At 57.5% G+C, this 13346-nt stretch carries 12 protein-coding genes; 1 reads left to right on the top strand and 11 read right to left on the bottom strand.

The genetic code is table 11. From position 1 onward, the window contains the following. The first annotated feature begins 278 nt into the window (after positions 1–278). On the top strand, positions 279–1409 hold the full coding sequence (gene oah, locus QGH30_05710) for a 6-oxocyclohex-1-ene-1-carbonyl-CoA hydratase (protein MDP7021831.1): 1131 nt from the start codon (positions 279–281) through the stop codon (positions 1407–1409). Here the strand turns inward: oah and bcrD are convergent. From bcrD to fabG, 11 genes are read right to left on the bottom strand one after another with little or no spacing between them, the layout of a single operon-like run. Beyond that, positions 1406–2236 (bottom strand): benzoyl-CoA reductase subunit D, encoded by an 831-nt coding sequence (gene bcrD, locus QGH30_05715; GenBank protein ID MDP7021832.1) that lies wholly within the window; start codon positions 2234–2236, stop codon positions 1406–1408. The two genes, oah and bcrD, sit on opposite strands and share 4 nt — an antisense overlap. Then, positions 2233–3537: a BadF/BadG/BcrA/BcrD ATPase family protein gene (locus QGH30_05720; protein ID MDP7021833.1), complete on the bottom strand. Its 1305-nt coding sequence runs from the start codon at positions 3535–3537 to the stop codon at positions 2233–2235. Before QGH30_05720 ends, bcrD begins: the two co-directional genes overlap by 4 nt. Then, positions 3534–4814 (bottom strand): benzoyl-CoA reductase subunit B, encoded by a 1281-nt coding sequence (gene bcrB, locus QGH30_05725; protein MDP7021834.1) that lies wholly within the window; start codon positions 4812–4814, stop codon positions 3534–3536. Before bcrB ends, QGH30_05720 begins: the two co-directional genes overlap by 4 nt. Further along, complete coding sequence (gene bcrC / locus QGH30_05730) at positions 4811–6007, bottom strand: benzoyl-CoA reductase subunit C (GenBank protein ID MDP7021835.1); 1197 nt, start codon at positions 6005–6007, stop codon at positions 4811–4813. The genes bcrB and bcrC overlap by 4 nt, the downstream gene beginning before the upstream one ends. A 41-nt stretch (positions 6008–6048) precedes the next feature. Further along, positions 6049–7113: a 6-hydroxycyclohex-1-ene-1-carbonyl-CoA dehydrogenase gene (had, locus tag QGH30_05735; protein ID MDP7021836.1), complete on the bottom strand. Its 1065-nt coding sequence runs from the start codon at positions 7111–7113 to the stop codon at positions 6049–6051. Beyond that, entirely contained in the window at positions 7110–7895 is a 786-nt protein-coding gene (locus tag QGH30_05740; GenBank protein MDP7021837.1) for an acyl-CoA dehydratase activase, read from the bottom strand. The genes had and QGH30_05740 overlap by 4 nt, the downstream gene beginning before the upstream one ends. Continuing rightward, the gene (locus tag QGH30_05745) at positions 7888–10191 is read right to left on the bottom strand and encodes a 2-dehydropantoate 2-reductase (GenBank protein ID MDP7021838.1); all 2304 of its coding nucleotides are present in this window, start codon (positions 10189–10191) and stop codon (positions 7888–7890) included. Before QGH30_05745 ends, QGH30_05740 begins: the two co-directional genes overlap by 8 nt. 13 nt (positions 10192–10204) lie before the next feature. Further along, positions 10205–10960 (bottom strand): enoyl-CoA hydratase/isomerase family protein, encoded by a 756-nt coding sequence (locus QGH30_05750; protein MDP7021839.1) that lies wholly within the window; start codon positions 10958–10960, stop codon positions 10205–10207. A gap of 13 nt (positions 10961–10973) precedes the next feature. Next, positions 10974–11423 carry a Zn-ribbon domain-containing OB-fold protein gene (locus QGH30_05755; GenBank protein ID MDP7021840.1) on the bottom strand — a complete coding sequence of 150 codons (450 nt, stop codon included), beginning with the start codon at positions 11421–11423 and terminating at the stop codon, positions 10974–10976. Then, complete coding sequence (locus tag QGH30_05760; GenBank protein MDP7021841.1) at positions 11423–12577, bottom strand: thiolase domain-containing protein; 1155 nt, start codon at positions 12575–12577, stop codon at positions 11423–11425. Before QGH30_05760 ends, QGH30_05755 begins: the two co-directional genes overlap by 1 nt. A 13-nt stretch (positions 12578–12590) precedes the next feature. Next, positions 12591–13340: a 3-oxoacyl-ACP reductase FabG gene (gene fabG / locus QGH30_05765; protein ID MDP7021842.1), complete on the bottom strand. Its 750-nt coding sequence runs from the start codon at positions 13338–13340 to the stop codon at positions 12591–12593. Positions 13341–13346: the final 6 nt, after the last annotated feature.

Raw genomic sequence — 13346 nt, forward strand, 5'->3', positions numbered from 1 at the left:
GATTGATTTTGCGAACCGGGACAGCCTAAGGGCATTCAGGGTAAGGGGCAAGGAGGATCTGCCGTCCGTGGCACTCGCGATGATTGCGAAGTTCCCTTGGCCCGTGGCAAGTCTGCAAACCACTGTCATATTGATGTTTGCAGTCCTGGCGCCCTCAAGAAAAGGGCGTGGGCTACCCGCCGCAGAAGCATCCCGCAGGGGAGGAGGGCGCCGCGCTTGCACAGGATTGACTCGACTCCTCTCTCAAGATAGACTGCGACGCATCCAAGGAGGCTCCGATGTCACTCGACTGGTTACCACGGGACAAGGAACTGAAAAGTCACGCTCTCTTCGGAGCAGAACACCACGGGACTGAGCCCCCATGCACCATTTACGAGCGACGACCGGTGCTGGATTCTGAGGGAAAGGCTGTAGAGGGTCTGTACACCGCCTGGATCATTCTGAACAATCCCCGGCAGTTCAATTCCTATACAAGCGAGATGGTCAAGGGAGTCATCGCCGGCTTCCAGGAGGCTTCCCGGGATCGCAGCGTTGTGGCCGCGATTTTCACGGCCGTAGGTGATCGTGCCTTCTGCACTGGCGGAAATACACAGGAGTACGCCGAATACTACAGCCAGCGCCCCGCCGAGTATGGCGATTACATGGATCTCTTTAATGCCATGGTCGATGCCATTCTCAACTGCAAGAAACCCACGATCTGCCGGGTCAACGGGATGAGAATTGCGGGGGGACAGGAAATCGGCATGGCCTGTGACCTGACGGTGTCTTCGGATCTTGCAATCTTCGGCCAGGCGGGACCAAAACATGGATCCGCCCCCGATGGCGGATCCACGGATTTCCTCCCCTGGATGCTCACGGCGGAAAATGCCATCTGGAACTGCGTTTCCTGCGAGATGTGGAGTTCCTACAAGATGCAACAGAAGGGCCTGATCACAAAAGCCCTGCCGGCCCTGAAAGTCGACGGGGAGTTCCTGCGAAATCCTCTGGTGATTACGGATCGCTATGTCGATGGCGGTGAAGTGGTTTTCGGGGAAATGAAAAGCGGCGAAGAGGCCGCAGAGGCCAAGGCGCTCCTCAAGAGTGGTACAATCGACCTCTCTCTGCTCGATGACGAAGTCAATTCCATCGTCTGGCGTTTCACGAACCTCTTTCCCGGGTGCCTGATCAAGTCCATTGACGGGATCCGCGCCAAGAAGAAGTTCTTCTGGGATCAGAGCAAGTTACCGAACCGGCACTGGCTGGCCGCCAACATGTCCGGGGAGGCTTTCCTTGGCTTTACGGCCTTCAATACGAAGAAACTGACCGGGCGCGACACGATTGACTTCGTGCGTTATCGCCAGTTGCTCGCAGAGGGTCACGCAATGGACGAGGAACTCTTCGAGGAAGTGCTGGGCAAGCCGGAAGCCTAGGTCGAAGCCACCCCGCGGCTTTGGAGCTTGCCATGACGAAATGCACCCCAGAGTGCGGCACCGATTGCGCCAGCATAAATGGAGTCCGGGTGGCAGAGGATTTCCGCGTCCACTCCCTCTTCCTTTAGGCGCTCTTCAAGGGCCAGGGTAAAACCGGTATCCCGGGCCAGCCCTCCGGTGATGGCCACCGGATACTCCGCATCCACGCGGCGAAGAAGTTTCACGAAACGGTTGGCCATGGAAATATGGATCCCCTTGAGAATGTTCTCGGTACTGATTCCCCGGGAAACCATGTTGATCACATCGGTTTCTGCAAGAACGGCACAAATACCACTGACCAGTTCCGGCTGTGTTCCCTTGCAGGACAGGGTTCCCACCTCATCGATTCCCACTCCGAGATAGCGACTGATGTTCTCCAGAAACTGCCCGCTTCCCGAAGCGCACTGGCTCGTCATCGCGTACTGGAGAACCCGGGAGTGTTCGTCAATTCTCATGACTCGCCCGTGCAGCGCTCCTGCATCCAGCACGGAGCGGCAACAGTTCAGAAGATAAAGTGCGCCTCGTGCATGAGTGGTCATTCCATAGAAGTGTCCTGTCTTGAAATCCACGGGATCGCCGTCGCCGGTGGTGGCAATGTAGTCCAGATCCTCCCGCTCAAGCCCGGCACTCCTGAGGCTTCTTGAAAAGACCGAATCCACCACATCCTTGATGTCGCGGCGACGGATCTTCTCGACCTCAAGGGCCAGGGACTTCGGCTCACCGTCCGTGCGGAAAAGGGCCACCTTTACCGCACTGGTTCCGACATCAATTCCCGCCGTCAGGCTCATGCCGCCTCTCCTTTGGATCGGGACTGCCGTAGCGCAAAGAGTGCGGCCCCCACGGCTCCGGTGTAAATGGAGTCGCTGTGAATGTTCAGGACGATGTCCTCTCCGTAGTTCTCGTGAACCAGTTTCCGAAGTTCGGCAACCGCTGCCTCGTTCTTGGCAACGCCCCCGGTGAAGGTGAACTCTTGCCGGATTCCGCCGGAACGCGCCAATAGCGACATGGCTCGAAGAATGATGGCACGGTGAAGGCCGGCCAGAATGTCCTCCCTGCGGTGGCCAAGAGCCAGCTTCTCCCGAAATTCGGTTCCTGCGAACACCGTGCAGGTACTGGAGATCTTCGTGGGGCGGCTCGATTGGGAGGCCATGGGGCCGAGCTGGTGCAGGCCGAGGTTCAACTCGTCGGCGATGTAACCCAGATAACGACCCGTTCCCGCGGCGCAACGGTCGTTCATCTGAAAGGAATCCACGATACCGTTTTCATCGACCTGAATCGCCTTCATGTCCTGTCCCCCGATATCCAGCACGGTGCGGGTTCCGGGGAACATGAAGTGCGCACCAAGGCCATGGCAGAGGATTTCCGAGGATATCTGTTCCTTCTCAAAGGGAAGAGTCAGTCGTCCGTAACCGGTTCCAATGGTGGCCAGGACATCAAACTCGACTTCGGAAACCTCGGCGATGGCCTCACTGAACGATGCTTCGTCCTGCCCCTCTTCAATTACCGCCGACAGGGCCGCTTCGGCGCAGTCGCGAAAGGACTGGTCCAGAAGCTGATTCTCCACAAGAAGAATGGCCTTGTCGTATAGACCGACAAAGGAGTCGAAGGAGGTATGCCTTTTTCGACAAACCTCTTCCGCTTCTCTCATGTACAGGCTCCCGGCAACATCGCGGAAGAAGAGGCTTTCGTCATCGCCGAAACTCTCAATGTGCTCGCCCAGTTTTCGGTCCATGTTTGCGAAGATCTCTGCGGCAGTTTCCCGGGCTTCTTCCCCGGGATCCCGTTCAGACAATTCCGTCAGGCAGAGTTCCCTCAGGCTGCGATAGTGTTCATGGATCTGCTCAAAACGAAATCGTGCGTGCAGGCGCTTCAGGAACCCGGAAGTCCCCGAATCTGCCTCTGCGTGAAGTACGCTGCCCAGCAACTGGAAGCGTGCATTGGTGTAGGCCTCTCCCTGGGCAATGCGAGCGGCAACCGTATAGTCACTGCGACTGTTTGTTAATCCGCGGCCGACAATCTGCCCTTCCTCACTGAGGATGATCGCCTTGGTGGTGGTGGATCCGAGGTCAATGCCGATCGCACACTTCACGAGACCTTCTCCTGGCGTTTCAGGTCGATCATCTGAAAATAGCTTTCGAGGCGATTCTTGATGTTGGCTCCCGAAAAGTAGCGGGGGTCCACAAGGTCGGATTCGATAAAGGCCCCGGGTTTTCCTGACAGGTTTTCCACTTCGCGCAGGATCAGAAGCTGGCCTGCGGAGAAAGAATTGCAACTCTTGATCGAGTTGATCAGAAAGCCGTCGGCTTCGTAGTCATTCACATAGTCGGCCAGCATCTTCGCCCGGTCCGGCAGATTCAGATTCGTGTAACAGCCCAGACAATAGTCCGCAAGACTCTCCATGGGGCGAAGAGGATCGTGCCGGAACCCGCGATCGTAGGTGCCACCCACCTTGGTGTAGGTGGAAGCGACCACGACCGCCCCTTCATCGTAGAACATCTTCCAGAACTCGCGGAAACTCGTCCAGTTGGGCGGGCCTTCGACCACCACACGGTACTTCTCTTCCTGAAGGACACCCTCCGGGGTTACCGGCCCGAGACCGGCGGCGATGCGCCCCTCTATTTCTCCGCGAAGGAGTCGGTAGTACTCCACGCAATCTTCCGTCCCCCGAAAGGCCGTAAAGATTGGCCCGATGTAGTAGACGCCCCCGAAGTAGGCGTCGATCGGCGATGGCTTGTGGCGCGCAGACTCCAGGCTCCAAACCAGATCTTCCTCCGCAAGGCACGATCGTTCGAGAAGTTCTGAAAGACGATCCTCGTCGAGCTTTTTGCCGGACAGTTTTTCCAACGCGGGAACCAGTTCATCGCGAATCTGGTCGGCAACGTAATTCGTCATGTCCTCTTCAATTCGACCGTCTCCCTGATAGGGAACCTGGATCATCACCACGGGACAGTCGTAATGACTCTTCAGGATTTCGAACCACTTCATGAAAGTAAAACAGCCCGTGTAGGAGAGGAGAAGCAGGTCGGGCTCGGGTAGAGGTTTTCCCGTGGGCCCGATGTTGCCCTTCATCAGCATTCCCACATCGCACTTCACATAGGTGCAAACATCTTCGGAGTGGCCAAAGCGTTCTGCTTCGCGAATATAGTCGCCGGAAACTTTCCTCATTCCTGACTGAAGGGCGTTGATCTCCGGGTGCACGGGCAAGAGATCGAAGGCCAGAATCAGTTCTGTCAGATTTCCGGGGACAAAGGTGTACACCACCTTTTGATTCTCTTCCCTGGCCCGGGACAGTTTCTCGAAATGGTCAGCGATCATCGTCTTTTGCTTGACCATGCTCTCTTCTTTTTGAACCGCGTGTTCGCTCATTTCTCACTCCATAGCATCAGGGAATCGGCAAAGGTGCCCGCCTGTTCCCGAATCGCCTGAAACTGGCCGGTGTTTTCCGCATACTTGAAATGCGCCGAAGGGATTTTGGCCTTATCAAGTGCTTCCTGAATCAGGGGAAGATCCAGAAGTGAGGGATCGCAGAAACTGGGCGCGCAGTGGATGACTCCATCGGCACCACAATTGCGAACCTCCTGAATCAGGTGCGCTCTCTTGTCGCAGAGCGGGTCATAGCGGCTGCTCGAGTAGGTACTCAGGGAAAGATAGGCATCACTGAGAATGTCGAGCGGGTCTCCCTCTTCCGGGAGAGGCCCGGTGTGCCATCGGCTCCCGAGAAGGAAATCGTCCGCGACGATCATGCAGCCGGCGAGTTCCAGACTGCGAATCAGGTCCGGGGGAGGTTGTTCGCAAAAGGCCCCGGACACCACGACCCGGCTCCCGTCCTTGAAGGGGCGATGAGCCTCTTCCACGGCCCGTCGGTAACGCCCGATCATCTCCGTGTGTTCTCCAACCTCCAGAACCATGCCGGCTCTCACAACGGCATAAACCTCCGAGGCCGGATACTCCCAGGGTTTTTCCCTGCGAAGACGGTCCAGTTCCTCGATCGCTTCGGCGTTGCGATTGTAAAGACGAATGCTCTTCAGGAGATCCTCGCTGGACACCTTCTTGCCGCTGATTTCCTCAAGATCCCGAAGGAGCTTCTCGAGTTCGCGGCGGTAAAAGGAACCGCCCAATGAGGGGTCGAAATTCTGCGGCAGATCCAGGTACTTCGCATAGACATCGGGAAAGAGCATCTTCCACATTCCCGACAGGTTGCGAATTACATCGCAGATCGAGGGAAAGAGGAAGCCGTCGAAATCAGCAAACTTGCCTTCGATCGCCAGTTCCACAAAGCTGCGGGGAAGGTGGCAGATGTAGGATTGAAAATAGGCGTCCCCCTTGATGATCTCCACGCGGTCGCCGCCGCCCATCACGCCCACCGGCAGAAAGCCCGCTCCATGAATCAGGGGGCGGGGGATATAGATGGGCAGATAGCCCATAACCCTGCGCCCCTTTTCTGCTTCCTTCCATTTATGGACATAATCGAAGTCAAAATCGAGGAAGAGTTCTTCGCAGTCTCGAGCGATCTTGTCAGGCACGGCCTCTCCAATGGAATAGAACGAACGTTCGATCAATTATCCGGGTTTTCTCTCCCGATTGCAAGGTCTAAGCTCTGTCAGGGGGTCATGACCGCCCGCTTCTGCAGCTTTCCGTCGCGGGCGGCCTGAAGCACCGGGTTCAGGTCTTCCAGGGGGTGTCGCTCAACAAAGGGAGACACTTTCAGTCTGCCGTCCCTAAGCCATTCCAGCACTTCAGGATAGATCGTCGGATCCGAGCCCCAATTCCCCTCAATGGTGGCATCAAAGGCCATCAGTTTGCTTGGCATGAACTCCAGTTTCTTCATGGTAAAACCGACGATTCCGAGCCAGGCCCCGAAGCCCAGTAGGGCGAGAGCGGTCTCCTGCCCCGGCCCCGAGCCGCTGGTTTCCAGAATCTTCCAGCAATAAGGAGGAGCATGGAGTGTTTTCGCCTTTTCCTTCACCGCCGCCCGGATTTCCTTCGAAGAGAGCCCGGAAACATCGATTCCCCCGGACGCTCCGTGAGCGAGAGCGGTCTCCAGCTTGTCCGCATCAATGTCCAGGGCGATGACAAGGGCGCCACAGGCGGCAGCAACCTGCACGGCATGAATCCCGATCCCCCCGGCACCAATGACGATGGCCAGTTCTCCCGCCTTCAGACCGGAGTTCTTGACTGCCTGGAAGGGCGTGGAAATCGCATCGGCCACCACGGAGAGTTCCCAGAGTTCGTGCTTCTTGAGAAGCGCGTCCTCCACGGGGCAGAGATAGAGCGCGGGAACCTGAATGTGGCTCGCAAAACCACCCTGCCGGTCATTGCCGGGCATCACCTGGTTTCGGCAGATCCTGCGTCTACCCGAACGGCAGAGTTCGCAGGTTCCACAGGGCAGGACAGCCGGAATCAGAACGGGGCGATGTAGCAGGCTCTCGTCAACGCCTTCTCCCACCTCAATCACGGTTCCGCTGATCTCGTGGCCCAGGGCCAGGGGCAGTTCCCCTCTCGTGGGGACATTGTGGTAGAGGAAGGAAATGTCCGTGTGGCAGACCCCGCAGCCCGCAACCTGAACGGTCGCTTCTCCCGGCGGGCAGGAAGAAAGGTTCAGGGCTCTTTCCTCGCAGGGCTCTCCGGGAGCCACCATGTACCAGGCCCTTGCATCAATGCTCATAATTCTCCCTCCCATGCCTTCAGCGCAGCACCCAGGGCGCCGGCCATAATCGGCTCCGGAACCCCCTCCACTTCCTGTCCAGTAATCAGGGAAAGGGACTTCATCACGCCGGGAAAATACTCGGCGACCCCTCCGCTCACGCGAATCCTGGTGTCGAAGCTCGACATCTCGGCCACCCGTTCTGCCACCGAGTGAATACTGCCCAGGGCCACTTCCTCGCGACTGGCCCCTTCCCGCAATCTTTCGAGAAGCTCCGCGCCCGCAAAGACCGAACAGTAGCTTCCCACATGGGCGTGCAAATCCGCACTGGAGGCGAGTTCCTGTAACTGGGTGGGATGAACATCCAGGTGACGGGCGGCATACATCAGAAAGGTGCCGATTCCCACACCGCATTGACGCAGGGCGGAAATCTCGACGGCGCGAGATTCCTCATTCACCTTGATCACTCTTGGTTCGTGACCCCCGATGTTGACGACTGTCATTTCCCCGGGAAAATAGCGGGAGGCCGCCCTTGCGTGGCAGGTAGACTCGCTGGAGTAGATTTCCGCAGAAGGAACCAGGTTGGCACCGAAGCCGGTGGCACAGACCCGGCTCAGGTCTTCCTCCTGAAGCCCTGCATCGTCGAGAGCCAGGTCGAAGACCTCGCGGATTCTCTCCTGAAAATATCCCCGGGTCTGTACAACCGCTCTTCCGAGCACCTGCCGGTCTTCTCCCAGGATGACCGACTTTACGCATTCCGTCCCCACATCCAGCCCTGCCACGGCTTTCAAGACATCACTCATGGGTCTGTCCCTCCGTACTTGCAATGGGTGCGCCCTGCATTTCGATAAACTCCCCCAGCTTGCTCATCACCCGGTTCATGGAAAAGAGGCGAAGGTCGTGTGTGTCTGCCTCCAGAACAATGGAGGGGATTCCGGTCGCCCGCTGAAGACTCTTCGCAAGCCCGTAACGCACATTGCTGTGTTCCGGCGAAGTCCTGCCCTCGTGATGGATTACCGCATCCACTCCGTAACGGCGAAGCCTTGAACTGAGCTTCTCCTGTTTGAAGTCATTGGACCGGTTGGGAAAAATGCTCGTATAGGTTCTCGCCATACTTTCCAGGGGGTTCTTCGCATCAAAACCGTCGAGCGCGAAAATGTCACAATAGGTAGAGCCGACGATGACAGCGCCGTGAGTCATGAAGAGTTCGGAAAGGGGGCGCAGGGCACACCAGACCGGTGGGCCCTCCCAGTAGAAGCGGAACCTCTCCCCGGGAACCGCCGCCACATTCCCTGCAACACGGTTTTCAAGTTCCGCCTTGAGGATTTCATAGTACTCGACGGCCTCGGGAGTCCCGCGCATCAAGACCATGGGAGCCAGATGGATCAGGGTGTCGAAATAGGTCAGGGGAGAAGGGACATTTTCTGCGAGGTCAAGGATTTCACCCCACAGTCTGGAAGCCTGTGAAGACCAGTGCACCACTTCCGACAGACGATCCATGTCCATACGACGGCCCGTGGACTGCTCAAGTTGACCCACAAGACGAGTCATCTGCTGGGCCGCTGCCCCCACATCAATGAAATCTACATCCCCGAGTGCTGCGGGCGGGTGAAGGCCGAAGACCGGCACATTGTAGTGCCCGCCATAGTATTCAAACCAGCGGATCAGACTGTGTCCGTAGTTCGTGTTGTAAACCACGATGTCCGGCTTTGGCGGCCCCGCGATTCCGTAGAGCTTCACCAGGGGACTGTCGCCAATCATCATGGCCCCGATGTCACAGGTCATGGCGGAACTGGCAAACTGCGAGAAGCCCTCCGCCTGCGCATGGGGAATGTAGCTTCCTGACTGGCGGCTGGCGCCGATCAGGGCGGAATGGTTTTCCGGAAAGTAGGGAGTCATTCCCAGAGCACGAAGAATCTCCACCGGCCCGGTTCCCGAAGAACAGGCGACCAGTCGATCCGGGTCATTGCTCGCAGCCTGCAGGTCCTGATAGTAGCCCCGAAGAAGTTCCTTCAGACGGGGAGCGGTCTCCAGTCCAAGGCGACCGGAAGGCATTCCCCCTTCCGGGGCCATCTGCGTCGGACGCAAATGAACCCGAGGAAGCGGCTTCTCCACTCGCTTGCCGGTCTTTTCTGCCGTGGCCTTCAGAGTGGCGGCTATCTCCTGCTTCCGGAGAATCTTCTGCTTTTCACGGGAATGGATAAAGCGCACAAGACCAAAGTTCAGGGGCGTATCCAAACCCAGGCGGAGAGCTTCGTCGACGATGGCCCCGTTGATTGCGTCCACTTCCGTACAGCTTGACCGCGAAAGATCCTGCCACATGGAAGGGCGATTCTTTCCCAAAGCCTTTTGTGAACCGATCACCGGACGGTAGGGATCTTCCTCGTCTACAATGGGAACCCCGCGGGCACGCATCACTTCAATGATTTCCATGCAGAGCTGCCTCATGAACCCCTGAAGATCCTCATCGTCGAGCATCTCGCGGCAGGTAAGCCCCGTAAGTGCCGAAACCGGATTTACCACCGCATTGTGAAGCAGTTTCTGCCAGATCACATCGTCGATTCTCTCCACGACATTGGTGTCCAGTCCCGCATTGTTGAAAACCTCTCCGATCCTCTCGATGGCGGGAGTGATGTCACCCTTGTGAGGAGCAATCTGGATCGGCTTGATTCCCACACGGTAGCGAAGGCGATTGGGTCCAACATGCTGGATACTGTGATAGGTGACGCCACAGAGAACGCGCTCCGGATTCAGGATCTCCGACATCTTCTCGGTGTTGCCGATTCCGTTTTGCATGGAAAGCACATAGGTGTCCGGCCCGATTACGGAAAGGGCTCCGCGAACGGCCGCTTCCGTCTGGTAGCTCTTGACGGCGACAAAAACCAGATCCGCGGGAGCTTCTCCCTCCAGAGAGGTCACCACCTTCATGCGAATGCAACGCTCGCCCTTGTTGCCCTCCGAAAGATATAAACCGTCCCCGCCCAAGAGCCGGGCCCGGGACTCATTGATCTCAAGAAGGGTAATATCCTCCCCGGCCTCGCTCATTTGTGCGCCCACGAGCCCTCCCAGGGCTCCCGCGCCAACTACGACGATTCTCATTGCTTTCCTTTTCTTAGCGGTTCTTCCATTCCGGTCGCCGCTTTTCATAGAAGGCGGCTATTCCTTCACGCGGGTCTTCCGCACTCATCAGTTCTTCCAGAAACACTCGTTCCGCCTCGGCGAGGCTTTCCCTGAAAGGCCTTCCCCGAAGTTTCTTGAGGGTGCGAACATTCAGGCGCATAACAAGAGAGCTGGCCCTGCGGAAATCCTTCAAGACCTTCTCTGTCTCTTCTTCCAGTTCTGACTCGCCAAGCACCCGAAGAGGAAAACCCATCCCGCGAAGTTCTTCCGCAGCGTAGGTCTTCCCCGAGCAGGTGATTTCCATAGCCCTGGCCCGCCCCACAAGAGCTGGTAACTCCACTACGCCGATGGGCGCAAAGAATCCAAGGCGGATCTCCGGCTGCCCGAAGGTGGCTGATTCACTGGCAAGAAGAAGGTCGGCCATCATGGCCAACTCGAATCCGGCGCCCAGGGCTGCCCCGTGAACCGTCATCAGAACAGGGATCTCGAGGGAATCAAGGTTCCGAAAGAGGCGGGAAAAGGAAGAGATCATTCCTGCCGCCCGCTCCGGTTCATGCTCCCCGATATCGGCACCCGCGCTGAAAGCCTTCCCTTTTCCGCGAATCAATAGGGCCACAAGCGAGTCGTCGCTTGCCAGCGTTTCAAGAGTGTCGGCCAGCTTGTCCATCAGGGACTGGCTCAGAATGTTCACCGGAGGGTGGTCCAACTCGAGATAGGCCACGCGGTCGCGGATTTCACAGCTCAGCATTCTCTTCCTTCCCTCAGTACATGTTTGTCTTTTGCCAGGAACTACCGGCTTCTTCCAGGCTGTAGTAAACCCGGATTTCTTCCACTTCATCGAGAATACGCGGGACAACTTGCAGGCTCATCCCGATCCGGATTTCCTCTTCAGAAACACTCTCCCCGAAGCAGGCCAGAAGCCGGCCTACCTCTTTCAATTCCACAACTCCAATGACAAAAGGAGCCAGCTTCTCAAAACCGGCGGGGGCTGCTTCGATGCGAGTAAAGCTCAGGAGAGTTCCCTCTCCACTGATCTCGAAGTACTCGAACTCATCCCCCATGCAGTCCGGGCAGTCCGCCCGGGGAGGATAGGATTCCTGTCCGCAGCTCTTGCAGCGAGAGGCCATGATGCGCCCCTCCCTCAAGTGCCGGGTAAAGCCGCCAACCTTTGTGTGGGGGCAGAAGCTGACTCTTCCGAACCATTCAAACATCAGTCCCTCCTGAAGAGGTTGACGAAGCAGTACTGTCCTATGCCGCCAACATTGTGCGTGAGTCCAAGATCTGCATCGGGAACCTGGCGATCCCCGCTCTCCCCCCGAAGCTGGCTGACGATCTCGCAAGCCATCGAGACTCCCGTGGTTCCAATGGGATGACCCTTGGCCTTGAGACCTCCGTCAACGTTGACCGGAGTGGAGCCGCCGATCCAGCTCTGGCGATCTTCAATGAAAGCACCACCCTCACCCTTCTCGCAGAAGCCCAGATCCTCATAGGCCATGAGTTCCGCGATCGTAAAACAGTCGTGCACTTCCGCCACCCGCACCTGGGAAGGGGTGCTGCCCGCCATCGCGTGCGCCTGTCTTGAAGCCTCGGTGGCCGAGGGAAGTCCGGTGAGTTTTTCCCGACGGAGAACCGACATGCTGTCGGTGGCACAACCCATGCCGTCCAGCCAGACCGGTTTTTTCGAGATTGCCTTTGCCTTTTTCTCTGAAGCCAGAATCAGGCAGGCTGCGCCATCGGCATTTGCACAACAGTCGAAGACCCGAAGCGGGGAAGCCACCGGCTCACTGGCCAGAGCTCTCTCCACGGTAATTTCCTTACGGAAGAGAGCCTTCTCGTTCAGCGATCCGTAGTGATGGTTTTTCACCGCAATCTGGGCAAGCTGTTCGCTTCTTGTCCCGAATTCGTGCATATGTCTTTGCGCAAAGAGAGCGTAGTAGCCCGGGAAGGTGCTGCCGAAGACGGATTCCCATTGCACATCGCCGACACGACCCATCAGCGCGAGAATCTCGGCGGTTTCCAGCTCGGTCATTTTCTGGCAGCCGATTACCGCTACAAGATCATGAAGGCCGGATTGAATCGACATCCAGGCACTTCGAATCGCCGCCGACCCTGAAGCACAAGCCACCTCGTGCAAGCAGGTGGGCTTCGGGTTCAGGCCGAGGTATTCCTGGATCACTCCCCCGATCGATCGCTGTTTGTGGTACTCGGGAACCGCAGCAATCATCGAGGCTTCGATATCATCGACTCCCAACTCAGCGTCAGCCAGGGCGAGACGAAAGGCCTCAAAGGCGAGTTCCTGAGCGGAAGCATCGCTGCGCCGCCCGAAAACCCCGTGTCCGATCCCGACCACTCCCACTCTTGCCATGATTCTTCCTTTGCTAGATGTACTGGCCTCCATCGACCTTGATTACTTCTCCGGTAATGTGACGAGCAAAATCAGAACAGAGAAAAGCCACCACATTTGCCACATCTTCCGGGCTGGCGATTCGCCCCAACATGGTTTCGTTTATCGCCTTGTTCAAAAACTCCGGCGGAATACTCTCGGCCATTTCCGTCATGACCATCCCCGGAGCAACGGCATTCACATTGACATTGAACTTGCCCAGCTCTCGGGCCAGCGCCTTGCTCAGGGCATTGTTTCCCCCCTTGGACGCAGAGTAGTTGCTCTGGGCGAACTTGCCCCGAAGTCCATTGATCGATGAGAGGTTCACGATCTTGCCCGACTTCTGGTCGCGAAAGATTTGCGCGGCAGCCCGGTTGTAGTTGAAGTAGCCCTTGAGATTCGTGTCGATCACCGCATCCCACTGCTCCTCGCTCATCTTCCAGATCACCCCGTCCCAGGTGATTCCCGCGTTGCATACCAGAATATCCAGGCCACCCAGTTGATCGGCCACCGAACGAACCGTGTCTTCGGCGGCCTGGAAGTCTGCAACATCCGTCTGTATGGCCAGCCCCCGGCGACCAAGAGCCTTGATTTTTCCGGCAACGGCTTCGGCGGCCTCAATGCGACCGCGGCAGGTCAGGGCGACATCGCAGCCCTGTTCCGCCAGGACCAGGCTGATTGACTCGCCGATCCCGCGGCTCCCGCCTGTAACCAGTGCCTTTCGGTTTTCCAGTCCCAGATTCATGGCAAT

The organism is Candidatus Krumholzibacteriia bacterium (assembly GCA_030748535.1).
Classification (GTDB): Bacteria; Krumholzibacteriota; Krumholzibacteriia; order JACNKJ01; family JACNKJ01; genus JASMLU01.